Consider the following 26527-nt stretch of genomic DNA (forward strand, 5'->3'; position numbering starts at 1 on the left):
CATGACGTCCCCGCAGGGCCGGCTCCGGCCGGAGCACCCCCACCGCCGCCGGGTCGCCGACCTCGCCGCCGCCGCGGGCCTCGTCAGCGCCGGCCCCGAGGTGCCCGGCGACCTGCTGACCTCGGGCGTCACGGTCGCGAGCGGCGACGTGCTGCCGGGCGACGTGTTCGTCGGCGTGCCGGGCGCGCACACCCACGGCGCGGCCCACGCCCCGCAGGCGGTCGCCGCCGGCGCCGTGGCCGTGGTCACCGACGCCGCGGGCGCCGCGCTGCTGTCCGGCGAGCCCGCGCTGCGCGACGTGCCGGTGCTGCTGAGCGACGACCCGCGGGCCGTCGCCGGCATCCTCGCCGCCGAGCTGCACGACCACCCCGGCCGCCACCTCACGACCGTCGGCGTCACGGGCACCAACGGCAAGACGACCACGACGTACTTCGTCGAGGCAGCGCTGCGCCGACAGCACGGGCGCACGGTGGTGATGGGGACGGTCGAGCTGCGCATCGGCGACGAGGCGATCGAGAGCCCCCGCACCACGGTCGAGGCGCCGGTGCTCCAGTCGATCCTCGCCCTGGGGCTGGAGCGGGGCGCGACCGCCGCGGCGATGGAGGTGTCCTCGCACGCGCTCGCGCTCGGCCGCGTGAACGGGCTGGAGCTCGACGTCGCCGGCTTCACGAACCTCCAGCGCGACCACCTCGACTTCCACGGCGACATGGAGGGCTACTTCCAGGCGAAGGCCCAGCTGTTCCGGCCCGGTCGCGCCCGGCACGCCGTGGTCGTCGTCGACGACGAGTGGGGCCGTCGGCTCGCCGCCGAGGCGGAGATCCCGGTCGACACCGTCGCGACGCACGTCGGCTCCCCGGAGTCGGCCACGGCGGACTGGGCCGTCACCGAGGCCGACATCGGCCTGGACGGCGTCGGGTCCTCGTTCGTCCTGCGCGGGCCGGACGGCGCCGAGCACCGCGCGGCGAGCCCGCTGCCCGGGCTGGTCAACGTCTCGAACGCGGCGCTGGCGGTCGTCCTCGCCCACCGCGCCGGCGTCCCGCTCGCGGACGCGATCGACGCCGTCGGGCACGCCAGCGGCGTCCCCGGCCGGATGGAGCGGGTCGTCGAGCGCCGCCCGGCGCCGGACGAGCGCCCGCTGTGCCTCGTGGACTACGCCCACACCCCGGACGCGCTCGTCCTGGCGCTCGAGGCGGTCCGCCCGATCACGCCCGGCCGGCTCGTCATCGTGTTCGGCTCCGACGGCGACCGGGACCGCGGCAAGCGTCCGATCATGGGCCGGATCGCCGCGCGCCTCGCCGACGTGCTCGTCGTCACCGACGAGAACCCCCGCTCGGAGGACCCCGCGTCCATCCGGGCCGCGATCCTCGACGGGGTGCGCGAGGAGCGACCCGACCTGGCGGACGTGCACGAGGCCACGAGCCGCACGCAGGCGATCCACGACGCCCTCGACCTCGCGACGGAGCTGGACACCATCATCATCACCGGCAAGGGTCACGAGCCGACCCAGGAGATCGCCGGCGTCTTCCACCGCTACAACGACCGCGACGTCCTGCGCGCGGCCGACGCGGAGCGGACGGCCCGGCAGCAGCAGGAGCAGCACGCGTGATCGCGATGACGGCGGCGCAGGTGGCGGCCGCGACCGGCGGGCGGCTGCGCCCGGCGGACCTCGACCCGTCCACGGTGGTCACCGGACCGGTCGTCGTGGACTCCCGGCTGGTCGGGCCCGGCGCGCTGTTCGTCGCGCTGCCGGGGGAGCACGTCGACGGGCACGACTACGCGGCCGCCGCCGTGCGCGCCGGCGCGACGCTCGTCCTGGCGACGCGGGACCTCACCGACGACGGCTCCGGCGACGGCGCCCCGGTGCCGCTGCCCGTGGTGGTGGTGGACGACGTCGAGCGCGCGCTCGGCGAGCTGGCGCGCGTCGTGCTCGAGCAGCTGCGCGAGGCCGCGGTCGAGCCGGGCGGCAGCGGGCTGCGCGTCATCGGCGTGACGGGATCCGTCGGCAAGACCACCACCAAGGACCTGCTGGCGCAGCTGTGCACCGTGGCCGGCCCGACGGTGGCGCCCGAGAAGTCGTTCAACAACGAGATCGGCCTGCCGCTCACCGTGCTGCGCGCGGACGAGCAGACCCGGTTCCTCGTGCTCGAGATGGGCGCCTCGGGGATCGGTCACCTCGACTACCTCACGGACATCGCGCCGCCGGACGTCGCCGTCGTGCTCGTCGTCGGGCACGCCCACCTGGAGGGCTTCGGCGGGATCGAGGCCGTGGCGCGCGCGAAGTCCGAGCTCGTCACCGGTCTCGCGCCGGGCGGCGTCGCCGTGCTCAACGCGGACGACCACCGGGTGCTGGCCATGGCGGAGCTGGCCCCGGGGCCCGTCGCGACGTTCGGCACCACCACCGGGGCGGACGTGCGCGCCGTCGACCTGCGCGTGGACCGCGCCGGCCGGGCGGCGTTCACGCTCGACGCCGGGCGCGTGCCGCCGGTCGAGGGGGAGACGTCCCGGGAGCGGGCCGACGTCACGCTGCGGCTGGTGGGGGAGCACCACGTGCACAACGCGCTGGCCGCCGCGGCCGCCGGGCTCGCCGTCGGCCTGTCCCTCGCGGACGTCGCCGCCGGGCTGTCCGCCGCCGACGCGATCAGCCCGCACCGCATGCACGTCGTCGAGCGCCCCGACGGGGTGACGGTCGTCGACGACTCGTACAACGCCAACCCCGACTCGATGCGCGCCGCGCTGCGCGCGCTCGCCGTGCTGGCGGGGCGCGAGCGCCGCTCGGTGGCCGTGCTCGGCGAGATGATGGAGCTCGGCCCCGACGCGCGCGCCCAGCACGAGGCGATCGGCCTGCAGGTGGTGCGGCTCAACGTCGGCCTGACCGTCGTGGTCGGGGAGGGCGCGCGGGGCATCGCCGCCGGCGCCGTGCGCGAGGGGTCGTGGGGCGACGAGGTCGTCGTGGTGGACGACGTCGACGCCGCCGCGGAGCTGCTCGGGTCGGAGCTGCGGCCCGGCGACGTCGTGCTGCTCAAGGCCTCGAACGGCGCCGGCCTGTGGCGCCTCGGCGACCTGCTGACGGGCGTGCCCGCGGAGGTGCAGCCGTGATCTCCGTCCTCGTCGCCGGCGGCGTCGCGATGGTCGTCGCGCTGCTCGCCACCCCGCTGTTCATCACGTTCCTCGTCGGGCGCCAGTACGGCCAGTTCATCCGGCAGGACGGCCCGACCGCGCACTACACCAAGCGCGGCACCCCGACGATGGGCGGCGTCGTCATCATCGCCGCCACCCTGCTCGGCTGGGGCGCCGCCGTGCTGGCCTCCGGGACGCTGCCGAGCGCGTCCGCGGTGCTGGTGCTGTTCCTCATGACGGGGCTCGGCGTGGTCGGGTTCCTCGACGACTTCATCAAGATCTCCCGGCAGCGCAGCCTCGGCCTGTCCGCGCGCTGGAAGATCGTCGGCCAGGGCTTCGTCGGCATCACGTTCGCCGTGCTCGCGCTGCAGTTCCCCGACGCGACCCTGCGCACGCCCGCCTCGACGCACATCTCGTTCATCCGGGACACCGGGCTGGACCTCGGGTTCGCCGGCGCCACCGTCGGGGCGATCCTGTTCGTGATCTGGGCGAACTTCCTCATCACCGCCTGGTCGAACGCGGTGAACCTCACCGACGGGCTCGACGGGCTCGCCACCGGGTCGTCGCTCATCGTGTTCGGCGCGTACGTCATCGTGTGCGTCTGGCAGTTCAACCAGCGCTGCGGACTCCCCGACGGCGACCCCACCCGCTGCTACGGCACCCGCGACCCGCTCGACATGGCCGTGGTCGCCGCGGCGATCACCGGCGCGTGCTTCGGGTTCCTGTGGTGGAACGCCAGCCCGGCCAAGATCTTCATGGGCGACACCGGCTCGCTGGCCCTCGGCGGCGCGCTGGCGGGCCTGTCGATCGTCACCCGCACCGAGGTGCTCGCGGCGATCATCGGCGGCCTGTTCGTCATCATCGTGATGTCCGACGTGATCCAGATCGGCTTCTTCAAGCTGACGGGCAAACGGGTGTTCAAGATGGCGCCGCTGCACCACCACTTCGAGCTGTCGGGGTGGGGCGAGGTCACGATCGTGATCCGGTTCTGGCTGATCGCCGGGCTGTTCGTCTCCCTGGGCGTCGGGATCTTCTACGCGGAGTGGGTGACGGGCTGACCGTGGACGACAGCGCCGCCGGACCCGCGACCGCGCAGGACCTCGGGCGCGCCCGGGTCGTCGTCGCCGGCCTCGGCGTCTCCGGCCGCGCGGCGCGCGACGTGCTGACCGGCCTGGGCGCGCACGTCACGACCGTCGACGACCGCGCCGAGGACGCCGACCACCGCGTCGACGCGTTCCTGGCCGCGGGCCTGCTGGACGCCGCCGACGTCGTGGTCGTCTCCCCGGGCTGGCCGCCCGCCCACCCGCTGCTCGCCGCCGCCCGTGCGGCCGGCGTGCCGGTGTGGAGCGAGGTCGAGCTCGCCTGGCGGCTGCGCGTCGGCCGGGACACCGGGGACGGCCCCGCGCCGTGGCTCGCGGTCACCGGCACCAACGGCAAGACGACGACCGTCGAGATGCTCGACGCGATCCTGCGCGCGGCCGGCCGGCGCTCGGCCGCGGTCGGCAACGTGGGCACACCGGTCGTCCTGGCCGCGACGGACCCCGCGCTCGACGTGCTCGCCGTCGAGCTGTCGAGCTTCCAGCTCCACCACACGACGTCGGTGGCGGCCCAGGCGGCCGCGGTGCTCAACGTCGCGGCCGACCACCTGGACTGGCACGGCTCGCTCGACGCGTACGCGGCCGACAAGGGGCGCATCTACTCGGGCGTGGAGGTCGCGTGCGTCTACAACGCGGCCGACCCCACCACGGAGCACCTCGTGCGGGAGGCCGACGTCGCCGACGGCGCGGTCGCGGTGGGCTTCACGCTCGGCGCGCCGTCGGTCGGCCAGGTCGGCCTCGTCGACCACGTCCTCGTCGACCGGGGCTTCGCCGCGCTGCGGCACACCCACGCCCAGGAGCTCGCGACGCTCGACGACCTGGCGCACCTCGCCGGGCCGGACGGGCTCGCGCCGCACGTCGTGCAGGACGCGCTCGCCGCGGCCGCCCTGGCGCTCGCGCACGGCGTGCCGCCCGAGGCGGTCGGGGCGGGGCTGCGGTCCTACCGACCGGGCGCCCACCGGATCGCGACGGTGGCCGAGGTCGACGGCGTGCGCTGGGTGGACGACTCCAAGGCCACGAACGCCCACGCCGCGGCCGCGTCCCTGGCGGCCTTCGCCCCGGGCAGCGTGGTGTGGCTCGCGGGCGGGCTCGCGAAGGGCGCGACGTTCGACGACCTCGTGGCGTCGCGGGCCGACCGGCTGCACGCGGTCGTCCTCATCGGGGTGGACGCCGCGCCGCTCGCCGACGCGCTCGCCCGACACGCGCCGCAGGTCCCCGTGGTCCGCGTGGATCCCGGTGACACTGGGACGGTGATGACCCGCGCCGTGACCGAGGCCCGCCGCCTGGCGGACGCCCGGGGCGCCGGCACCACCGTCCTGCTGGCGCCGGCGTGCGCCTCGATGGACCAGTTCTCCTCGTACGCCGAACGGGGAGAGGCGTTCGCCGCCGAGGTCCGCGCACTGCTCCCGAGGGGGTGACCCGGCGCCGATGGCCCAGACGACCGACGCCCCGTCGCCCGCCACGGAGCAGCGCCCCTCGCGGCTCGGGCAGTGGAACAGCGCCGTCACGAGCTACTACCTGCTCGTCGGCGCCGCCGGGCTGCTGCTCGTGCTCGGCCTCGTCATGGTCCTGTCCTCCTCCTCGGTGGACTCGCTCGCCAGCGACGACTCGCCGTACGCGGTGTTCCGCAACCAGGCCCAGTACGCGCTGATCGGCCTGCCGCTGGCGTGGGTCGCCTCGCGGATGCCGTCGCGGGTGTACCAGGCGCTCGCCTGGCCGCTGCTCGGCGCCGGCCTGGTCGCGCAGCTCCTCGTCTACACGCCGCTCGGCTGCGGCAAGGGCGGCAACCAGGGCTGGGTCTGCGTCGGCGGGTTCACCGCGCAGCCCGCGGAGGCGCTCAAGCTCGCGCTCGTCGTGTGGCTCGGCGCGGTGCTCGCCCGCAAGCAGCCGCTGTTCGACGACTGGAAGCACGCCGCGATCCCGGCGCTGCCGGTGGCCGCCGGCGCCGTCGGCATGGTCCTGCTCGGCCACGACCTGGGCACGGCGATCATCATGCTGCTGCTCGTCGCGGGGGCGCTGTTCGTCGCGGGGGTGCCCATGCGCATCTTCGCCGCCGCGGGCGTCGCGGCCGCCGCGGGGGTCGCCGTGCTCGCGATCGGCAGCACCAACCGGACCAGCCGGATCATGGACTGGTTCACCGGCAACTGCGACGAGCAGGGCGGCTGCTACCAGACGATCCACGGCCTGCAGGCGCTCGCCACCGGCGGCTGGGCGGGGCTCGGCCTCGGGCAGAGCCGCGAGAAGTGGTCGTACCTGCCCGAGGCGCACAACGACTTCATCTTCGCGATCATCGGCGAGGAGCTCGGCCTCATCGGGACGCTGCTCGTGCTCGTGCTCGTCGCCGTGCTGGCGTTCGCGATGTTCCGCGTCATCGCCCGGCACCGGGACCCGTTCGCCCAGATCGTCACCGGGGGCGTGGCCGCGTGGATCGTGGGCCAGGCCCTCGTCAACATGGGGGTCGTCGTCGGGCTGCTGCCGGTGATCGGCGTGCCGCTCCCGCTGGTGTCGGCGGGCGGGTCCGCCCTCATCACGACGCTGGTCGCCCTCGGCATGGTCGTGTCGTTCGCCCGCACCGAGCCGGGCGCCGCGGAGGCCCTCGCCGCCCGGCCGAGCGTCGTGCGCCGGTCGCTCGCCGTGATCGGGCGGACCCGTGCCTGACGTCGCCGGTGCCCCGCAGCACCCCGCCCGGTGCCGTCCCGGAGCGCCGGACCGGCCGCCGGCCCGCGCCCGGCACCCCCGCCCCTCGTCCCGCTCGCACCACCGGCGCCCCCGCGCCTGAACCGGAGGACCCCGTGACCGCACCCGACGCCGACGCCACGCACGACGAGGAGACGCGTCCCCGCGCGGTCCTGCTCGCGGGCGGCGGCACGGCCGGGCACGTCAACCCGCTGCTCGCCGTGGCGGAGGAGCTCCGCGCCCGCGACCCGGAGCTGCGCCTCGTCGCGCTCGGCACCGCGGAGGGCCTCGAGTCGCGGCTGGTGCCCGAGCGCGGGCTGGAGATGCGCGTGGTCCCGAAGGTGCCGCTGCCCCGCCGGCCCACCCCGGACTGGCTGCGCCTGCCCCGGATGCTGCGGGTGGCGGTCGACGCGGCGGGCGAGGCGATCGACGCCACCGGCGCGGCCGCGGTCGTCGGCTTCGGGGGCTACGTCTCGACGCCCGCCTACCTGGCGGCCCGCTCCCGCGGCGTGCCCGTGGTCGTCCACGAGCAGAACGCCCGGGCCGGGCTCGCGAACCGGCTCGGCGCGCGCGGCGCGCACGCCGTCGCGGTGACCTTCCCCGGCACGCGGCTGCCGCGCGCCCAGGTCACCGGGCTGCCGCTGCGCCCGGAGATCGCCGGCCTGCTGGCCGACCGCGCCCGCGACCCGGAGGGGACCCGGCGCCGCGCGGCCGCCGAGCTGGGCTTCGACCCGTCCCGCGTCACGCTCCTGGTCACCGGCGGCTCGCTCGGGGCGGTGTCCGTCAACCGCGCGCTCGCCGCGCAGGCGCGCGCCGTGCTCGCGACCGGGGCCGAGGTGCTGCACCTGACCGGCGCCGGCAAGGCCGAGGAGGTGCGCTCCGCGGTGCGCGGCGTCCCCGGCGCCGAGCGCTACCACGTGCGCGAGTACCTGGGGGAGATGGAGCAGGCGCTCGCCGTCGCGGACCTCGTGCTGTGCCGGGCCGGCGCGGGGACGGTCAGCGAGCTGGCCGCCCTCGGGATCCCGGCGGTGTACGTGCCGCTGCCCGTCGGCAACGGGGAGCAGCGGCTCAACGCGCAGCCCGTGGTCGCCGAGGGCGGCGGGCTGCTGGTCGCCGACGACGCCCTCACCGGCGACTGGATCTCCACGCACCTGCTGCCGCTGCTGGAGCCGGGTGCCGCGGACGAGCGCCGCGCCATGGGCGAGGCCGCCGCCCGGGTGGGCGTGCCGGACGCCGCCGCGCGCGTCGCCGACCTCGTGCTGGACGCCCTCGCCGAGGGCGAGCGGGTCGCCGCCCAGCGGGCGGAGGCGGAGCGGGCGGCGGCCGAGCGTGCCGCCGCGGACGCCGCGGAGCGCGAGGCGCGCGCCGACGGAGCGGGTCGTGCGGACGCGGGCCCGGCGGGCGACGGCTCCGGGGCGGACGACGGACCGCTCGCGGACGGCGCGGCGGTCGGCGGCACGGCCGTGCCGGACGGCGACGACGCCGCGGCGGGAGGCCGGGGGGACGGTGAGCCGAGCGCCCACCCCGCCGCGACCCGCGGTGACGCGGTGGCCGATCTCGGGCGCGTGCACCTGGTCGGCGTCGGCGGGGCGGGGATGTCCGCCGTGGCGGGGCTGCTCGCCGCGCGCGGCCTGCCGGTCTCCGGCTCCGACGCGCACGAGGGCCCGGCCCTGCCGGCCCTGCGCGAGGCGGGCGTGGTCGTCCACGTCGGCCACGACGCGGCGCACCTGGCCGGCGTCGACACCGTCGTGGTGTCGAGCGCGATCCGGGACACCAACCCCGAGCTCGCGGCGGCGCGGGAGCGCGGGCTGCGGGTCCTGCACCGCTCCGAGGCGCTGGCCGCGCTCATGACCGGGCGCATCGGCATCGCCGTGGCCGGCGCGCACGGCAAGACGACGACGTCGACGATGGTCGCGACCGCGCTCGCCGTCGCCGGCCGCGAGGACCCGGTGCTCGACCCGTCGTACGCGATCGGCGGCACCGTCCTCACCGCGGACGGCGCCGCGCCCGGGCACCGCACCGGGGCGGGCGAGGTCTTCGTCGCCGAGGCCGACGAGTCGGACGGGTCCTTCCTGGCGTACGCGCCGGCGGTCGCCGTCGTGACCAACGTCGAGCCCGACCACCTCGACCACTACGGCTCGGCGGAGGCGTTCGAGGCCGCGTTCGAGGCGTTCGCGGACCGCGTGCTCGACGGCGGCGCGCTCGTGGCCTGCCTCGACGACGCGGGTGCGGCCCGGCTCGTCGACGCGGTGCGGGACCGTCTCACGCGGCGGGGCGTCCGCGTCCTCACGTACGGCTCGGACGCGTCGGTCGCCGGGGACGGGCCGGGCCCCGACCTCGTGCTCGGCCCGGTGCGGGCGCAGGGCGGCGGCTGGCACGTCACGCTCACGTCGCGCTCCGCCGAGGTCCCCGGCGCGGACCTGGTGCTCGCGGTGCCCGGCGACCACAACGCGGCGAACGCCGCGGCGGCGTACCTGGCGGCGTGGGCCGTCGGTGCCGACCCCGCGGCCGTCGCGGCCGGGCTCGGCGAGTTCCGCGGCACGGGCCGGCGGTTCGAGGACCGCGGCACGGCGGGCGGCGTCCGCGTCGTCGACGACTACGCCCACCACCCGACCGAGGTCGCCGCGCTGCTGCGCACCGCCCGGGGCGTCGCGGGCGACGGCCGGGTGCACGTGCTGTTCCAGCCGCACCTGTACTCGCGGACGCGGACCTTCGCGGCGGAGTTCGCAGCGGCGCTCGACCTCGCGGACACCGTCGTCGTCACCGACGTCTACGCCGCGCGCGAGGACCCGGACCCGGAGACCAGCGGCGACACGATCGTGCAGCGGGTGCCCACGCCGGGGCGCGCCACGTACGTCGCGGACCGGCACGAGGCCGCCCGCGCGGTGGCCGCAGCGGCCGCGCCCGGGGACCTGGTGCTCACGGTCGGCGCCGGCGACGTCACGCTGCTCGGCGCCGAGGTGCTCGACGCGCTGGCGGGCGGCGCCGACGCGCAGGCCGGCGAGCCCCTCGACGCCCCCGACGCCCCCGAGGTGCCCGCGGACCCCGCGGGTGACGACGCGGCCGAGCAGCCCGACGGGACCGGGCGGGCGTGACCCCGCAGCGCCCGCGACCGCCCCAGCCCGGACGGACGTCCGGGCCGCGGCGCCCGCCCGCCCCGCGGCCGGCCCCGGCCTCGTCGGAGCCCCGCCCGGCGACGTCCGGTGCGGCTGCGTCCCGTGCCCCCGCGGCCCGGCCCGCCGCTCCCGGCGCGGGCGCGTCGTCGCGCCCGGGGACCGCCCCGACGAGCGCGGTCCCGGCGGCGCCCCCGGCACCCGGGGCGGGTGCCCGGGACGACGGCGCGCGCTCCGGCCGCACGGAGGGTGCGCCCGGCGGCGGACGGCGGACGGCGGGCTCGGCGCTCGTGCCGCGGTCCGGCACGGGGGCGTTCCCCGTGCGGCCGTCGGTCGTCAGCCAGGGCTCGGCCGCGCGCTTCGCGGAGCGGGCGCGCGCCCGCCGCCGGCTCGCGTGGCGCCAGATCCTGCTGGTCGCCGGGGGTGTGCTCGTCGTCGCCGCGCTGGCCTGGCTGCTGCTGCTCTCGCCCGTGCTCGCGCTCGAGAAGGACCAGGTCACCGTGACGGGCGCCGGGACCGTGGTCGCGGTCGACCAGGTGCGGGCGGTGGTGGACGCGCAGGACGGCACGCCGTTGCCGCGCCTGGACACGGCGCGGCTGCGCTCCGAGCTGCTCGACGTCCCGGGCGTGCGGGACGTGACGGTCAGCCGGGACTGGCCGCACGGGCTGACCGTGGCGCTGGTCTCCCGCGAGCCGGTCGCCGCGGTGCCGGAGTCCTCGGACGTCGCGGAGCGCGCGGACCACAGCGCGACCGACGGCGACGGCGAGGGCTTCGCGCTCGTCGACCAGGAGGGCGTGCAGGTCGGCCGGGCGGACGCGCCGCCGGAGGGCCTGCCGGTGGTCGAGGTGCCGGTCGGCGAGGCCCGCATCCTCACGGCCACGCTCGGGGTGCTCGAGGCGCTGCCCGAGGACCTGCTCGCGGCCATCGGGCAGGTGTCGGCCGGCTCGCAGGACACGGTGCAGTTCACGCTGCGCGACGGGGCGACCGTCGAGTGGGGGAGCGCGCAGGACTCGGCGCTCAAGGTGGCGGTGCTGCAGGCGCTGCGCGCCGCGCCCGAGACGGCGGGCTCGGCACGCTACGACGTCTCGGCGCCCACGATGCCGGTCGTCGGGTGATCCGGCGCCGACACGCGCGCACCGGTCGTTGAACCCGTCCGGTGCGCCACATACCGTCACACCCAGACAGAACTGACATAACTATAACCCTCTAGTTGAGGGTGAAGGTTCGTCGACATCGCGAGACGAGAGGCACCCACCGTGGCAGCTCCGCAGAACTACCTGGCGGTCATCAAGGTCGTCGGCATCGGTGGTGGCGGCGTCAACGCCGTGAACCGCATGATCGAGGTCGGCCTCAAGGGTGTCGAGTTCATCGCCATCAACACCGACGCCCAGGCGCTGCTCATGTCCGACGCGGACGTGAAGCTCGACGTCGGCCGCGAGCTGACCCGGGGTCTCGGTGCCGGCGCCGACCCCGAGGTCGGCAAGAAGGCCGCCGAGGACCACGCGGAGGAGATCGAGGACGTCCTGCGCGGCGCCGACATGGTCTTCGTCACCGCGGGCGAGGGCGGCGGCACGGGCACGGGCGGCGCGCCCGTCGTGGCCCGGATCGCCCGCTCGCTCGGCGCGCTGACCATCGGCGTCGTGACGCGCCCGTTCACCTTCGAGGGCCGCCGCCGCACCGTGCAGGCCGACTCCGGCATCGAGGCGCTGCGCGCCGAGGTCGACACCCTCATCGTCATCCCGAACGACCGCCTGCTGTCGATCTCCGACCGCTCGGTGTCCGTGCTCGACGCGTTCCGGTCCGCCGACCAGGTGCTGCTCTCCGGTGTCCAGGGCATCACGGACCTCATCACCACCCCGGGCCTGATCAACCTCGACTTCGCCGACGTGAAGTCCGTCATGCAGGGTGCCGGCTCCGCGCTCATGGGCATCGGCTCCGCGCGCGGCGAGGACCGTGCCGTGCAGGCCGCCGAGCTCGCGATCTCCTCGCCGCTGCTCGAGGCCAGCATCGACGGGGCCCACGGCGTGCTGCTGTCGATCCAGGGCGGGTCCGACCTCGGGCTGTTCGAGATCAACGAGGCCGCCCGCCTGGTGCAGGAGGCTGCGCACCCCGAGGCGAACATCATCTTCGGCGCCGTCATCGACGACGCCCTGGGCGACGAGGTGCGCGTGACGGTCATCGCGGCCGGGTTCGACGGCGGCGCGCCCGCCGTCCGGCGCGACTCGCGCGCCCTGGGCCAGGTCAGCTCCGGCGGTGCCGGCGCGGCCCCGGCGGCGATCCCGCCGTCGGCGGCGGTGCCCACCACCACCGCCGCCCACGCCGCGGTCCCGCCGCGCCCGGTGGGCCCGGACGACGAGCAGCGCCCGGCGCCCGGCGTCCCGGCGTTCCTGAGCACCGAGACCGACGCCGGCGCCACCGGCCAGCTCGAGGTCCCGCGGATCTTCGAGGAGGAGGTCGCGCGCCGCAAGGACGACGACCTCGACGTGCCGGACTTCCTCAAGTAGCCGCCGTGGGCGTCCCGGTCCTGGAGGTCGACCTCGGCCCCGGCGTCCGGGCGGGCTTCACCACCCGCGCCGGCGGTGTCAGCGCGCCCCCCTGGGACACGCTCGACCTCGGCCTCGCCGTCGGGGACGACCCGGCGCACGTGCGGGAGAACCGTGCGCGCGTGGCGGCGTGGGCCGGGGCGCCGGTCGCCTGGGCCCGGCAGGTGCACGGGTCCGCGGTGCACGTGCTGGGCTCGGTCGCCGAGGCCGGTGCCGACGCGGTGGCGGACGCCGACGCGCTCGTCACGGCGCTGCCCGGGACCGCCGTCGGCGTGCTCGTCGCGGACTGCGTCCCCGTGCTGCTCGCCGACCCGGTCGCCCGGGTCGTCGGCGCGGTGCACGCGGGCCGACGCGGCCTCGTCGCGGGCGTGCTCCAGGCGGCGGTCGGGGCGCTCGTCGCCCGGGGCGCGGACCCCGCCCGGGTGCGCGCGGTCGTCGGACCGGCGATCTCGGGCCCCCGCTACGAGGTCCCCGAGGAGCTGCAGCGCGAGGTCGCGGCCGTCGTGCCCGCCACGGCCTGCATGACCGACCGGGGCACGCCCGGCCTCGACCTGCCCGCGGGCGCGGCGGCCGTGCTGCGCGGGGCCGGCGTCGGGGACGTGCGGCTCACGGGGTGGTGCACGGACACCGACGCGCGCTTCTACTCGCACCGGCGGGCGCAGCGCGCGGGAGAGGTCACGGGGAGGTCCGCCGGCGTGGTCGCGCTGCTCTGACCGCCGCGGCCGGCCAGCACGGCGGCCGACACGCCGCGTGTCGCAGCAGGGCGGCGCGCTGCGCCGTTGCTAGCGTGACGTCGCAGGACCTTTCAGCAATGCGGATGGAGTGATCGCGATGGCCGGAGCGCTGCGCAAGACCATGCTGTACCTCGGGCTTGCCGACGACCGTGGCGAGCACGACCAGTACGTCGACGAGTACGACGAGCCGGAGGCGACCGTGGGACAGGACTACGAGGCCGAGGTCACGCCGCTGCACCGGACCGCCGCGCCCGTCGAGCGCCCCGTCGCGCCGGCGCCCGCGCCCCGCCACGACGGCGAGGTCCGCCGCATCACGACGATCCACCCGCGCTCCTACAACGACGCGCGCAAGATCGGCGAGGCGTTCCGGGAGAACACCCCGGTCATCATGAACCTGTCGGACATGGACGACGCGGACGCCAAGCGGCTCGTCGACTTCGCCGCGGGCCTGATCTTCGGCCTCCACGGCGCGATCGAGCGGGTCACCAACAAGGTGTTCCTGCTGTCGCCGTCCTCGGTGGAGATCACCGGCGACGGCCGGCCCGCCGAGGCCTCGCGCGCCGGCTTCTTCAACCAGAGCTGACGGATCGGGGAGACTGGGACGCGTGACCTTCGTCCTCGGCCTGCTGCAGCTCGTCGTCCTGGCCTTCATCCTCGTCCTGCTCGTGCGCCTCGTCCTCGACTGGGTGCAGTACTTCGCCCGGGACTGGCGCCCGCGCGGCGTCGCCCTCGTGGTCGCCGAGATCACGTACTCGGTGACGGACCCGCCGCTGCGCGCCCTGCGCCGGGTGATCCCGCCGTTGACGCTCGGCTCGGTGCGCCTCGACCTGGCGTTCCTCGTGCTCATGCTCGGGTGCTCGTTCCTGCTCTCCCTCCTGGGGTGGCTCGCGGCATGACGCCGCTGCTCCCCGGGCCGGCGTGCCCCCGGGTCCGATCGCGTGCCGCGGCACGCGGGCGGGTCGCGTGCACAAATCCCAATGTCCGCTACGGTGGCCCGAGGTGGTCGGCGGACTGCCACCGGCTCGACCCAGTACGACCGAAGAGGTGACGACGATGGCACTGCTGACGGCAGACGACGTCCTGAACAAGAAGTTCCAGGCGACGAAGTTCCGCGAGGGGTACGACCAGGACGAGGTCGACGACTTCCTCGACGAGGTCGTGAACACCCTCCGGGAGACCCAGAGCGAGAACGAGGACCTCAAGGCGAAGCTCGCCGCGGCGGAGCGCCGCATCGCCGAGCTCAGCCGCCAGGGCGCGCAGGCGTCCGCGGCCCCGAAGCCCGAGGAGAAGCCCGCCCCGGCCCCCGTCGCCGCCGCCCCGGCCCCGGCACCCGCCCCGGTGGCCACCGCGCCGGTCGCGCCGCAGAGGCAGAGCGAGCCCGAGTCCGCCACCGGCATGCTCGCCCTGGCCCAGAAGCTGCACGACGACTACGTCCGCAGCGGCCAGGAGGAGGGCGAGCGCATCGTCAACGAGGCGAAGGGTCAGGCCCAGCGCATCGTGCGCGAGGCCGAGGAGACCTCCGCCCGCACGCTCAGCGAGCTGGAGCAGGAGCGCTCGGTGCTCGAGCGCAAGATCGACGAGCTCCGGGTGTTCGAGCGCGACTACCGCACGCGCCTCAAGAGCTACCTCGAGAACCTGCTCGGCGACCTCGACAACCGGGCCAGCGCGCTGCCGCAGCGCGGTGCCCAGGGCGCGACGCCGTCGGCCGACCGCCTCTGACACCGGCGCCGCCGGGCGCCTGCCGACCCGGCCGGCAGCCGGACGCCTCGTCACCCACGACACACCACGCCCGCCCCGTCGGGCGTGGTGTGTTGTGCGTCCAGGGCGGGGCGCATAGTCTCTGCGGACTCATCTGAGGAAAGAGGACCCCCGTGGCCATCAACGACTCGCTCAGCGCGCACGCCCCTCGCACGCTCCCCGACCTGACGGACGCGGCCACCCGGTTCCCCGTCCGGGCCGGTGAGGACCCCTGGACCGAGCAGGAGGTGCAGGAGATCGCCACCGAGCTCGTCGCCGAGATCGACCGCCTGACCGCGGAGCTCGCGGCGGCCGACGAGGAGCTGTCGAACCTCCTGCGCAACTCCGGCGACGGCGCGGGCGACGACCAGGCCGACTCCGGCTCCAGCGCTCTCGAGCGCGAGCACGAGCTCACGCTGGTCAACAACACCCGCGACATGCTCGAGCAGACCACCCGCGCGCTGGCCCGCATCGACGCCGGCACGTTCGGCCGCTGCGACTCGTGCGGCGAGGCGATCGGCAAGGCCCGCGTGCAGGCGTTCCCGCGGGCGACGCTCTGCGTGGCCTGCAAGCAGCGCGAGGAGCGCCGCTGACGCCGACCGCGACGTCCACGACGGCCCCCGGGTGATCCCGGGGGCCGTCGTGCGTCCGGGCGTCGGCCGGGTCGCGCCCGGCGCGTCGTCCCGGTGCGGCCGGGGACGTCCGCGGGCGTGCGGGGCCGCCGCCGTGCCGCGGCACGCCCGTAGACTCTGCGGCGATGTCGCGAACCCCCGGGCCCGAGCCCGTCCCCGCCACCCCGCAGCCCGGCGCCGCCGAGAGCGCAGCCGCTCCCGTCCGCCCGGAGGTCGGCCCGCAGCCCGCCACGGCGCGGGACGGCGCCCCGGTGCCCGGCGGCGGACCGCGTCGCCGGTTCGTGACCGGGCTGGTCGTGCTGGCGGTCGCCACGCTCGCCCTCGACCAGGCGACGAAGGCGTGGGCGCTCGCGACGCTGGAGGAGGGCGTCCGGCGCCCGCTGCTGGGCGACCTGCTCGGGCTGCAGCTGCTGTTCAACCCCGGTGCCGCGCTCGGCATCGCCACCGGCACGACCTGGCTGCTGACCGTCGTCGCGATCACCGTCGTGGTGGTGATCGTGCGGGTGTCGCGCCGCCTGGGGTCCCGCGGCTGGACCGTCGCGCTGGGGCTCCTGCTCGGCGGGGCGCTCGGCAACCTGGTCGACCGGATGATCCGCGAGCCCGGCGTCGCGCGCGGGCACGTCGTGGACTTCATCGCGTACGCGGACTGGTTCGTGGGCAACGTCGCCGACATCGCGATCGTCGTCGCGGCGGGCATGCTGATGCTGCTGTCGCTGCTCGGCATCCGGCTCGACGGCTCCCGTGAGGGCCGCGGCGAGGACGACGGGCGGCAGGACGGCGCGGCGGAGGGCGACGGCGGCGCGGCGGGCGACGGCGTGGGCGGTGCGTCCGCCGACGTCCCGGGCGGGGCGCGCGCCGATGGCTGAGGTCCGGACCCTGCCGGTCCCGGACGCGCTGGCGGGGGAGCGGGTCGACGCCGCGCTGTCGCGGATGCTCGGGCTGTCGCGGACCCGCGCGGCGGAGCTCGCCGAGGGCGGGTACGTGCGCGTCGACGGGCTGGCCGTGGGCAAGTCCGCCCGCCTGCCCGCGGACGGCTGGCTCGAGGTCGAGGTCCCGGCGCCCGAGGCGAGCCGGACGGTGGACTCCGAGCAGGACGTCCCGGCCCTCGGCATCGCGTACGACGACGCGGACCTCGTGGTGGTGGACAAGCCCGTGGGCGTCGCCGCCCACCCGTCGCCGGGCTGGACCGGCCCGACCGTCGTCGGCGTGCTCGCCGCGCGCGGCTACCACGTCTCGACCTCGGGCGCGGCGGAGCGGCAGGGTGTCGTGCACCGCCTGGACGTCGGGACGTCGGGCCTGATGGTCGTCGCGAAGAGCGAGCACGCGTACACGGTGCTCAAGCGGGCGTTCAAGGAGCGCACCGTCGAGAAGGTCTACCACGCGCTCGCGCAGGGCCACCCCGAGCCGACGACCGGGACGATCGACGCCCCGATCGGCCGGCACCCGGGGCAGGACTGGAAGTTCGCGGTCACCGCGGAGGGCAAGCCGTCGGTCACGCACTACGAGGTGCTGGAGATGCTCCCGGCCGCGTCGCTCGCGGAGGTGCACCTCGAGACGGGCCGGACGCACCAGATCCGCGTGCACTTCGCGGCGCTGCGGCACCCGCTGGTGGGCGACCTGACGTACGGCGCGGACCCCGTGCTCGCCGAGCGGGTCGGGCTCACGCGGCAGTGGCTGCACGCGGTGCGGCTCGGCTTCGCGCACCCCGCGGACGGGCGGTGGCTGGAGGTGACCAGCGGCTACCCGGCGGACCTGGAGCACGCGCTGGAGACGCTGCGCGACGGCTACCGCTGACGCCTCCCGCGCGGTCGCCCGGGTCGGCGGCGGGGCACGCCGGGTCTGTCGGACGGTCGACCTAGGATGGCGGGCATGGCATCAGGTGGCAGCAACGGTTCCGACTTCGTCCACCTGCACGTGCACTCCGAGTACTCGATGCTCGACGGCGCGGCCCGGGTCGGCGAGATGCTCGCGGAGGCCCAGCGCCTCGGCCAGTCGGCCATGGCGATCACCGACCACGGCTACCTGTTCGGCGCCTTCGACTTCTACTCGCAGGCCAAGAAGCTCGGGGTCAAGCCGATCATCGGGGTCGAGGCGTACGTCACGCCGGGCACCAGCCGGTTCGACCAGACGCGCGTGCGCTGGGGCGAGGCGCACCAGGCGGCCGACGACGTCTCCGCCCGCGGCGCCTACACGCACCTCACGCTGCTGTCCCAGAGCACCGAGGGCATGCACAACCTGTTCCGGATGGGCTCGCTGGCCTCGCTCGAGGGGCAGATGGGCAAGTGGCCGCGCATGGACCGCGAGCTGCTGCAGACGTACAGCACCGGGCTGATCGCGACGTCGGGGTGCCCGTCGGGCGAGATCCAGACGCGGCTGCGGCTGGGGCACGACGCCGAGGCGCTGCGCGCGGCCGGGGAGCTGCAGGACATCTTCGGCAAGGAGAACTTCTTCGTCGAGCTGATGGACCACGGGCTCGAGATCGAGCGCCGGACCATCAAGGGCCTGCTGAGCATCGCCGAGCAGATCGGCGCGCCGGTCGTCGCCACGAACGACCTGCACTACACCCGCAAGGAGGACGCGCACGCGCACGAGGTGCTGCTGGCCGTCCAGTCCGGGTCCACGCTCGACGAGCCGACGTACGACCAGGGCGGCTCGCGCTTCGCGTTCAGCGGCGACGGCTACTACGTCAAGTCCGCGCAGGAGATGCGCCAGACCTGGTCGGAGCTGCCGGAGGCGTGCGACAACACGCTGCTCATCGCGGAGCGGTGCGAGGTCGAGTTCCCGACGGGCGCCAACTACATGCCGCGCTTCCCCGTCCCGGAGGGCGAGGACGAGAACTCGTGGTTCATCAAGGAGGTCGAGCGCGGGCTGCACCGGCGGTACCCCGGCGGCATCCCGGACGACGTGCGGGCCCAGGCGCGGTACGAGACCGACGTCATCGTCCAGCTCGGCTTCTCCGGCTACTTCCTCGTCGTCGCCGACTTCATCGCGTGGGCCCGCGAGCAGGGCATCCGCGTCGGGCCGGGACGCGGCTCCGCGGCCGGGTCGATGGCCTCGTACGCGATGGGCATCACCGAGCTCGACCCGCTGCGGCACGGGCTGATCTTCGAGCGGTTCCTCAACCCCGAGCGCGTCTCCTGGCCCGACGTCGACGTCGACTTCGACGAGCGCCGGCGCGGCGAGGTCATCCGGTACGTCACCGAGAAGTACGGCGACGACCGGGTCGCGCAGATCGTCACGTACGGCACCATCAAGGCGAAGCAGGCCCTCAAGGACTCCTCGCGCGTGCTGGGCTTCCCGTTCGCGATGGGGGAGAAGCTCACCAAGGCGATGCCGCCCGCCGTCATGGGCAAGGACATCCCGCTGTCCGGCATGTACGACCCGGAGCACCCGCGCTACGCCGAGGCCGAGGAGTTCCGGCAGGTCGTCGCCGCCGACCCCGAGGCGCAGCGCGTCCTGGAGACCGCGCGCGGCCTGGAGAACCTCAAGCGCCAGTGGGGCGTGCACGCCGCCGGCGTCATCATGTCCAGCGAGCCGCTGATCGACATCATCCCGATCATGAAGCGGCCGCAGGACGGCGCGGTCATCACGCAGTTCGACTACCCGACGTCCGAGGGCCTCGGCCTCATCAAGATGGACTTCCTCGGGCTGCGGAACCTCACGATCCTCGACGACGCGCTGCGCAACATCGTCATGAACGACAAGCCGGCCATCGAGCTCGAGGAGATCCCCCTCGACGACAAGCCGACGTACGAGCTGCTGGCGCGCGGCGACACCCTGGGCGTGTTCCAGCTCGACGGCGGCCCGATGCGGGCGCTGCTGCGGCAGATGCGCCCCGACAACTTCGAGGACATCTCCGCCGTCATCGCCCTGTACCGGCCCGGGCCGATGGGCATGAACTCGCACACGAACTACGCGCTGCGCAAGAACGGCCTCCAGCCGATCACGCCCATCCACCCGGAGCTCGAGGAGCCCCTGGCGGAGGTCCTCGACGGCACGTACGGCCTCATCGTGTACCAGGAGCAGGTGCAGAAGGCCGCGCAGGTGCTCGCGGGCTACTCGCTCGGCCAGGCCGACCTGCTGCGCCGCGCGATGGGCAAGAAGAAGAAGGAGATCCTCGACAAGGAGTTCGTGCCGTTCGAGGCGGGCATGAAGGAGCGCGGCTACTCCAAGCCGGCGATCCAGGCGGTCTGGGACACGCTGGTCCCGTTCGCGGGCTACGCGTTCAACAAGGCGCACTCCGCCGGGTACGGGGTCGTCTCGTACTGGACGGCGTACCTCAAGGCGAACTACCCGACCGAGTACATGGCGGGCCTGCTCACGTCGGTGGGCGACGACAAGGACAAGTCCGCCCTGTACCTCGGCGAGTGCCGGCGCATGGGCATCACCGTCCTGCCGCCCGACGTGAACTCGTCCTCCGCCCTGTTCACGGCCGTCGGGCCCGACATCCGGTTCGGCCTGACCGCCGTCCGCAACGTCGGCGCCAACGTCGTCGAGGCGATCGTGCGGACGCGCGAGGAGAAGGGCGAGTTCACCTCGTTCACCGACTTCCTCGACAAGGTCCCGGCCGTGGTCTGCAACAAGCGGACCATCGAGTCGCTCATCAAGGCCGGCGCGTTCGACTCGCTCGGCCACGCCCGCCGGGCGCTGCTGCTCGTGCACGAGCAGGCCGTGGAGTCCGTGATCGGCGTCAAGCGGCGCGAGGCCGAGGGGCAGTTCGACCTGTTCGCGGACCTCGGGGGCGACGACGGGCCCGGGTTCTCCGTGCAGGTGCCCGACGTGCCGGACTGGGACAAGAAGCAGCGGCTGCAGTTCGAGCGGGAGATGCTCGGCCTGTACGTCTCCGACCACCCGCTGTCCGGGCTGGAGCACGTGCTGTCCGCCGCCGCGGACGTGTCGATCGCGACGCTCAACGCCGACGAGGCGCGGCCCGACGGGTCCACCGTCGTCGTCGCGGGGCTCGTGACGTCCCTGCAGCGCAAGATGTCCAAGCAGGGCAACCCGTGGGCCGCCGTCACGCTGGAGGACATGGAGGGCTCGGTCGAGATCATGTTCTTCGGCGAGACCTACCTCGCCTACTCGACCGTGCTGGCCGAGGACGCCGTCATCGTGGTGCGCGGCCGGGTGCGGCGCCGGGACGACGCCATGCAGCTGCAGGCCATGGAGGTGTCGCTGCCGGACCTGTCCGCCGTCGCCGACGCGCCCGTGGTGGTGCGGATGTCCGAGGCCCGGTGCACGCCGCCCGTCCTCGAGCGGCTGCTGGAGGTGCTCCGCACCCACCCCGGGATGTCGGAGATCCACTTCCGCGTCGCGCAGGTCCGCGGGGGCACCGCGCTCGTGATGCCGAACGGCGGCTGGCGGGTGGAGCGCTCGCCCGCGCTGTACGGCGACCTGAAGGCGCTGCTCGGCCCGGGCTGCCTCGAGTCGGCGACGACCCCGGTCGGCGTCTAGGGCCCGCGCCGGGCCGTCCGGCCCGGCGCGGGCCTCGGGCGGGCGCGGACGGGCGCGTCCACAGCTGCGCCGCCGCACGCCGGGGTCGTCCGCCCGCCGAGCTCGTCAACGCGCAACGAGGTCGTCAGCTCGGCGCCGGGGTCGTCCGCCCGCCCCGAGGTCGTCAGCTCGCGCTGAGGTCGTCAGGTCGACGTGACGACCTCGGCCGGAGGTGACGACCTCGCGTGCGGCTGCGTCCGCAGCGTCCCGCGAGTTCGGCAGGTGCGGTGCGAGTTCGGCACCTCCGACTGCCGAACTCGACCGGGAGTGCCGAACTCGCCGGGAGTCCCGAGCTCGCGGGGTGCTGTCGGGGCGCGTCAGGCGACGGTGGCGCGGTGCGGGCCCGCCGGGGTGGCGACCTCGACGACGTCGCCGCGGTGCAGCTGGCGGCCGCGGCGCGACTCCGGCTCACCGTTGACGGTCACCTCGCCGTCGTCGAGGAGCGCCCGCGCGTCCGCCCCCGAGTCGGCCAGGCCGGCGAGCTTGAGGAACTGCCCGAGTCGGATGACGTCGTCGGAGATCGGCACGGTGGTCACCGGACCATCCTGCCAGCGCGCGGCACGGTCTTGCCCGGCCCGAGCCGGCTGACCTCGAGCGCCGGGCGGGAGCCACCCGACCGCCGTCCGCCCGCGTCCGCCTGCCGGTGCCGGTCCCGCCCGGGCCCGGCGCGGTCCGGCCGACGGGAACCGTGCCAGCCTGCCGGAGCCGGAAGGCGCGGGGCCCACACGTCGGCGACGTGCGCCTCGGCGGCGGTCTCCGGCCGCGCGCAGGCGTCCGTGCCGGTGGACACGCCGGCGATCGCGCGTCGGCGACTGCGCCCCGGCGGCCGCGCCTCGGCGGCCGCGCCCCGGCGGCGGGTTCCGGCCGCGCGCAGGCGTCCGTGCCGGTGGACGCCCCGGCGCACGTTCCGGGGCGCCCCTAGAATCGGGAGGGTGATCTCCCGCATCGACCTGCGCGGTCGCGCCCTGTCCCGCCGCGAGCTGCTCGAGACCCTGCCGCGTCCCGAGCTCGACGTGGAGTCCGCCACGGCGGCCGTCGAGCCGGTGATCGCCGACGTCCGGGCGCGAGGTGCCGCAGCCCTGCGTGATCTGGCGGAGCGCTTCGACGGCGTCCGCCCCGCGCACCTGCGGGTGCCCGCCGAGGTGATCGCGGCCGCGGTCGACGTGCTGGACCCGCAGGTGCGGGCGGCGCTCGACGAGACGATCCGCCGGGTCCGCGCGGTGCACGCCCGGCAGCGTCCGGCCGACCACACCGTGCAGGTCGCCCCGGGCGCGCAGGTGCGCCAGCGGTGGATCCCGGTCAGGCGTGTCGGCCTGTACGTGCCGGGCGGGCTCGCGGTCTACCCGTCCTCGGTGATCATGAACGTGGTGGCCGCGCAGGAGGCCGGCGTCGGTTCGCTGGCCGTCGCGTCGCCCCCGCAGCGGGACGAGGACGGGCTGCCGGACCCGGTCGTGCTCGCGACGTGCGCGCTGCTGGGGGTCGACGAGGTGTACGCGGTCGGGGGTGCCCAGGCCATCGCGATGCTGGCGTACGGCGCGGCCGGTTCCGAGCCCGTGGACGGTGACACGCTCTGCGAGCCCGTCGACGTGATCACCGGCCCGGGCAACGTGTACGTCGCGGCGGCGAAGCGGCTCGTCCGCGGCGTCGTCGGGATCGACGCGGAGGCGGGCCCCACGGAGATCGCGGTCCTGGCGGACGGCACCGCGGACGCCGACCACGTGGCCGCCGACCTGGTCTCGCAGGCGGAGCACGACCCGCTGGCGGCGTCCGTCCTGGTCACGCCGTCCGTCGAGCTCGCGGGCGCCGTCGAGGCGAAGCTGGTGGACAGGGTCCAGGCCACCCGGCACGCCGCGCGCGTGGCCCAGGCGCTGTCCGGCCCGCAGTCGGCGATCGTCCTGGTGGACGACGTCGAGGCCGGCCTCGACGTCGTCAACGCGTACGGCGCGGAGCACCTCGAGATCCAGACGGTCGACGCCGCGGCCGTCGCGGAGCGTGTGACCAGTGCGGGTGCGATCTTCGTCGGCGCGTACTCCCCGGTGTCGCTGGGCGACTACATGGCCGGCTCCAACCACGTCCTGCCGACCGGCGGCTGCGCCCACTTCTCGTCCGGGCTCGGCGTGCACTCGTTCGTCCGGGCGGTGCAGGTGGTGGAGTACGACGCGGACGCGCTGCGGGAGGTCGCGGACCGGATCGTCGCGCTCGCGGACGCCGAGGGGCTGCCGGCGCACGGCGAGGCCGTCCGCGCCCGGTTCTGAGCCACGCGCTGTGTCGTTCCGGGCGGTCCTGCTCGACTACCGGGGCACGCTCGTGCCGGCACCGACGTACCCGGAGCTGGTGGCGCGCGGTCTGGTGCACGCCGGACGCGCGGCCGGGTCCGCGGAGGTCGACGCGGTGCTCCGCATGCTCCGCGCGGGTGACCGGTCGGCCGTCGGGGCGCCGGACGTCGATGCCGACCAGGATCGGCACCGGGCGGCGTACGAGCACTGGTTCGCGACCTCGGGGCTGGATGCGGAGCTGGCTGCCGCGCTCTACGCCGCTGAGTCCGACGTGGCTGCTGCTCCGTTCGCCCACGACGTCGGTGCCACGCTCGGCGCGCTGACGGGCGCGGGCGTAGCGATCGGCGTCGTCAGCGACATCCACGTCGACCTGCGCCCCGCGTTCGCGGCCCACGCGTCGCCCGGCGGCGGGTCGCTCGCGGACCTCGTGGACGTGTGGGCGCTCTCCTACGAGGTGGGCGCTGCGAAGCCGGACCCCAGGATCTTCGCGGCGGCGCTGGACGGTCTCGGCGTCCCGGCCTCCGACGTCCTGATGGTCGGCGACCGCGGGGCGTGGGACGGCGCTGCGGCGGAGCTCGGGATGACGGCCCTCGTGCTCCCGCCGTTGAGGGCGCCGGACCAGCTCCGGCTGCACCGGGTGCTCGACCTGGCGCTGCCGCGCTGAGACCCCTCGCGCCGACGGCGCGCACGGGACCGGCTCAGCGGGCGGGCGCGTCCACCGCGGCTCGGACCGCGAGACGAACCCGGCCGCCGGGACCGGTCCCCGGCACAGGTCCCGGCACAGGTCCCCGGCACCGATCCCCGGCACCAACTCCCGGCACCGCGCCGACGGGCGACGCGACCCCGACCCCCGGCGCGCCGGTGTCAGCCCACCCCGAGCACGAACGGCAGCACCGCCGCGGCGCCCGCCCGCCGGAGCAGCCGTGCGGCGACGGTCAGCGTCCACCCCGAGTCGGTGCGGTCGTCGACGAGCAGCACGTTCCGGCCGGGGAGCCCCGCGGCCGCGGCCGGTCCGAGGTCGAGCTCGAGGCGTCGGGCGACCGCGGCGAGCCGGTGCGCGGAGTTGACGTCGTGCCGGCTCGGCGGGGTGTCGGGCCGGGGCGCGACGGCACCGACGAGCGGTACGCCGAGGTGCCGGGCGACGCCGTTCGCCAGGTGCTCGACGAGGGCGGGCCGCGTCGAGGAGCGCACCACCACGACGCCCTCGGGCCGGTGCTCGGGCTGCCACGCGTCGAGGGTGGCGAGCACCGGGTCGCGCAACGCGGCCGGGAGGCCGGCCTCCGGGTCCGCCTCGCCGCCGAACAGGTCACGCAGCAGCCCGCCCCAGCCGACGGAGTCGAGGCGGGCGACGGCGCGCCCCGGCTCGGCGTTCTCCTCGGCCGGGATGCGCCCGCGCAGGTCGAGTCCCAGGGTCGCCATCCCGGTGGGCCACTGCCGGCGCGGGTCGACCGCGACGCCGGCCGACGTGAGGAGCGCCTGGGCGCCGGCGACGTGCGCGGCGTCCGGGGACACGCCCACCGTGCTGCCCGTGCAGCGGTCGCAGCGTCCGCACCGCCACTGCTCGCCGCCCGGGCCCGCGAGCTCGGGGTCGTCGAGCGCCCGCCGCAGGTGGGCCATCCGGCAGCCGTCGGTGGTGACGTAGTCGACCATGAGCTGCTGCTCGGCCCGACGGGTGGCGGTGACGCGCTCGTACCGCTCCGCGTCGTACGACCAGGGCTCGCCGGTCGCCTCCCAGCCGCCCCGCACGCGCCGGACCGCACCGTCGACGTCGAGCACCTTGAGCATCTGCTCGAGGCGTGACCGGCGCAGCGAGACGTGCGTCTCGAGCGCCGCGGTGGACAGCACGCCGCCCTCGCGGAGGGCTCGCAGCGCGGCCCGCACGTCGTCCTCCGGCGGGAACGCGGTCGACGCGAACCACTCCCAGATCGCGCGGTCCTCCCGGCCGGGCAGCAGCACCGCGGTCGCGCGCCCGCCGACGGCCTCGGCCGCGCGTCCGGCGCGGCCGACCTGCTGGTAGTACGCGATGGGGGAGGACGGCGCCCCGACGTGCACGACGAACCCGAGGTCCGGCTTGTCGAAGCCCATGCCGAGGGCGGAGGTGGCGACCAGGGCCTTGACCCGGTTCGCGAGCAGGTCCGCCTCGGCGACCTCGCGCTCCGCCGGGTCGGTCTGGCCGGTGTACGCCCGCACGTCGAGGCCGGCCGACCGCAGGTGCTCGGTCACCTGCTGGGCGGCGGCGACCGTCAGGCAGTAGACGATGCCGGAGCCCTCGAGGGCGGGCAGGTTCTGCGCGAGCCAGGCCAGCTGCCCGGCCGTGTCGGGGAGCCGCACCACGGACAGGTCGAGGCTGGAGCGGTCGAGCGCCCCGCGCAGCACGAGGACGTCGTCGCGGACCGCGGTGCCGAGCTGCTCGGCGACGTCGGCGGTGACGCGGGCGTTCGCCGTGGCGGTGGTCGCCAGCACCGGGATGCCGTCGGGCAGCTCGGCGAGCAGCGTGCGGATGCGCCGGTAGTCGGGCCGGAAGTCGTGCCCCCAGTCGGAGATGCAGTGCGCCTCGTCCACGACCACCAGGCCCGCATCGGCGGCGAGCCGCGGCAGCACCTCGTCCCGGAACTGCGGGTGGGTCAGCCGCTCGGGGGAGACCAGCAGCACGTCGACGTCGCCCGCGGCGATCTGCGCGTGCACGTCGTCCCACTCGGTGACGTTCGCCGAGTTGAGCGTCGCCGCGCGGACACCGGCCCGCTGCGCGGAGGCGACCTGGTTGCGCATGAGCGCGAGCAGCGGCGAGACGAGCACCGTCGGGCCGGCCCCGCGGGCGCGCAGCAGGGCGGTCGCCACGAAGTACACCGCCGACTTGCCCCACCCGGTGCGCTGGACGACGAGCGCGCGGCGGTGGTCGCTCACGAGCGCGTCCACGGCGCGCCACTGGTCGTCGCGCAGACGCGCGTCGTCGCGCCCGACGAGGCGACGCAGCACGGCCTCCGCCTCCTCGCGCAGGCCGGCGTGCGTCGTGGTGCCGCCGGCGTCGGCGATCTCGTCGGAGGTCGGTGCGGTCGCGCCCGGGATCTGCTGCGTCATCGCCCCGACACTAGCCACGACCGCCGACACCGGC

At 75.7% G+C, this 26527-nt stretch carries 20 protein-coding genes; 18 read left to right on the plus strand and 2 right to left on the minus strand.

Going from position 1 to position 26527, the window contains the following annotated elements:
* Position 1 precedes the first annotated feature (1 nt).
* From P9841_RS18665 to dnaE, 16 genes are all read left to right on the plus strand, one after another.
* Positions 2–1606: a UDP-N-acetylmuramoyl-L-alanyl-D-glutamate--2,6-diaminopimelate ligase gene (locus P9841_RS18665; RefSeq protein ID WP_283320053.1), complete on the plus strand. Its 1605-nt coding sequence runs from the start codon at positions 2–4 to the stop codon at positions 1604–1606.
* Positions 1603–3096 carry a UDP-N-acetylmuramoyl-tripeptide--D-alanyl-D-alanine ligase gene (locus tag P9841_RS18670; protein ID WP_283320054.1) on the plus strand — a complete coding sequence of 498 codons (1494 nt, stop codon included), beginning with the start codon at positions 1603–1605 and terminating at the stop codon, positions 3094–3096. The genes P9841_RS18665 and P9841_RS18670 overlap by 4 nt, the downstream gene beginning before the upstream one ends.
* Entirely contained in the window at positions 3093–4175 is a 1083-nt protein-coding gene (mraY, locus tag P9841_RS18675) for a phospho-N-acetylmuramoyl-pentapeptide-transferase (protein ID WP_283320055.1), read from the plus strand. Before P9841_RS18670 ends, mraY begins: the two co-directional genes overlap by 4 nt.
* Positions 4172–5632 (plus strand): UDP-N-acetylmuramoyl-L-alanine--D-glutamate ligase, encoded by a 1461-nt coding sequence (murD, locus tag P9841_RS18680; RefSeq protein WP_502848942.1) that lies wholly within the window; start codon positions 4172–4174, stop codon positions 5630–5632. The genes mraY and murD overlap by 4 nt, the downstream gene beginning before the upstream one ends.
* Before the next feature lie 10 nt (positions 5633–5642).
* A complete protein-coding gene (gene ftsW, locus P9841_RS18685; RefSeq protein ID WP_283320057.1) occupies positions 5643–6872 on the plus strand; it encodes a putative lipid II flippase FtsW in 1230 nt (409 codons plus the stop codon).
* A 134-nt stretch (positions 6873–7006) separates the two neighbouring features.
* The gene (gene murC, locus P9841_RS19060) at positions 7007–9985 is read left to right on the plus strand and encodes a UDP-N-acetylmuramate--L-alanine ligase (protein WP_349306915.1); all 2979 of its coding nucleotides are present in this window, start codon (positions 7007–7009) and stop codon (positions 9983–9985) included.
* Between the two features lie 308 nt (positions 9986–10293).
* Positions 10294–11118: a cell division protein FtsQ/DivIB gene (locus P9841_RS18700; RefSeq protein WP_283320058.1), complete on the plus strand. Its 825-nt coding sequence runs from the start codon at positions 10294–10296 to the stop codon at positions 11116–11118.
* Between the two features lie 141 nt (positions 11119–11259).
* Entirely contained in the window at positions 11260–12507 is a 1248-nt protein-coding gene (gene ftsZ / locus P9841_RS18705; RefSeq protein WP_283320059.1) for a cell division protein FtsZ, read from the plus strand.
* A 5-nt stretch (positions 12508–12512) separates the two neighbouring features.
* Complete coding sequence (gene pgeF, locus P9841_RS18710) at positions 12513–13259, plus strand: peptidoglycan editing factor PgeF (RefSeq protein ID WP_283320060.1); 747 nt, start codon at positions 12513–12515, stop codon at positions 13257–13259.
* A 118-nt stretch (positions 13260–13377) separates the two neighbouring features.
* Complete coding sequence (locus P9841_RS18715) at positions 13378–13863, plus strand: cell division protein SepF (protein ID WP_283320061.1); 486 nt, start codon at positions 13378–13380, stop codon at positions 13861–13863.
* Between the two features lie 22 nt (positions 13864–13885).
* Positions 13886–14176 (plus strand): YggT family protein, encoded by a 291-nt coding sequence (locus P9841_RS18720; RefSeq protein WP_283320062.1) that lies wholly within the window; start codon positions 13886–13888, stop codon positions 14174–14176.
* A 157-nt stretch (positions 14177–14333) separates the two neighbouring features.
* Positions 14334–14999 (plus strand): DivIVA domain-containing protein, encoded by a 666-nt coding sequence (locus tag P9841_RS18725; RefSeq protein ID WP_283320063.1) that lies wholly within the window; start codon positions 14334–14336, stop codon positions 14997–14999.
* A gap of 152 nt (positions 15000–15151) precedes the next feature.
* Positions 15152–15610 carry a TraR/DksA family transcriptional regulator gene (locus tag P9841_RS18730; RefSeq protein ID WP_283320064.1) on the plus strand — a complete coding sequence of 153 codons (459 nt, stop codon included), beginning with the start codon at positions 15152–15154 and terminating at the stop codon, positions 15608–15610.
* 164 nt (positions 15611–15774) lie between these two features.
* Positions 15775–16515: a signal peptidase II gene (locus tag P9841_RS18735; RefSeq protein WP_283320065.1), complete on the plus strand. Its 741-nt coding sequence runs from the start codon at positions 15775–15777 to the stop codon at positions 16513–16515.
* A complete protein-coding gene (locus P9841_RS18740; RefSeq protein WP_283320066.1) occupies positions 16508–17443 on the plus strand; it encodes an RluA family pseudouridine synthase in 936 nt (311 codons plus the stop codon). Before P9841_RS18735 ends, P9841_RS18740 begins: the two co-directional genes overlap by 8 nt.
* 75 nt (positions 17444–17518) lie before the next feature.
* Complete coding sequence (gene dnaE, locus P9841_RS18745) at positions 17519–21100, plus strand: DNA polymerase III subunit alpha (protein ID WP_283320067.1); 3582 nt, start codon at positions 17519–17521, stop codon at positions 21098–21100.
* A gap of 356 nt (positions 21101–21456) precedes the next feature.
* Here dnaE and P9841_RS18750 read toward each other — a convergent pair whose 3' ends face one another.
* Positions 21457–21675, minus strand: a complete 219-nt coding sequence (locus P9841_RS18750; protein ID WP_222169647.1) for an RNA-binding S4 domain-containing protein — start codon at positions 21673–21675, stop codon at positions 21457–21459.
* Positions 21676–22071: 396 nt separating this feature from the next.
* Here P9841_RS18750 and hisD point away from each other — a divergent pair, with 396 nt between their 5' ends.
* Positions 22072–23394 carry a histidinol dehydrogenase gene (hisD, locus tag P9841_RS18755; protein WP_283320068.1) on the plus strand — a complete coding sequence of 441 codons (1323 nt, stop codon included), beginning with the start codon at positions 22072–22074 and terminating at the stop codon, positions 23392–23394.
* A gap of 10 nt (positions 23395–23404) precedes the next feature.
* Positions 23405–24079: an HAD family hydrolase gene (locus tag P9841_RS18760; RefSeq protein ID WP_283320069.1), complete on the plus strand. Its 675-nt coding sequence runs from the start codon at positions 23405–23407 to the stop codon at positions 24077–24079.
* A 200-nt stretch (positions 24080–24279) separates the two neighbouring features.
* On the opposite strand, the gene P9841_RS18765 is transcribed toward P9841_RS18760, so the two are convergent.
* Positions 24280–26493: a RecQ family ATP-dependent DNA helicase gene (locus P9841_RS18765; RefSeq protein ID WP_283320070.1), complete on the minus strand. Its 2214-nt coding sequence runs from the start codon at positions 26491–26493 to the stop codon at positions 24280–24282.
* Between the last annotated feature and the right edge of the window lie 34 nt (positions 26494–26527).

Origin of the sequence: Cellulomonas sp. ES6 (assembly GCF_030053835.1) — a bacterium.
Classification (GTDB): Bacteria; Actinomycetota; Actinomycetes; order Actinomycetales; family Cellulomonadaceae; genus Cellulomonas.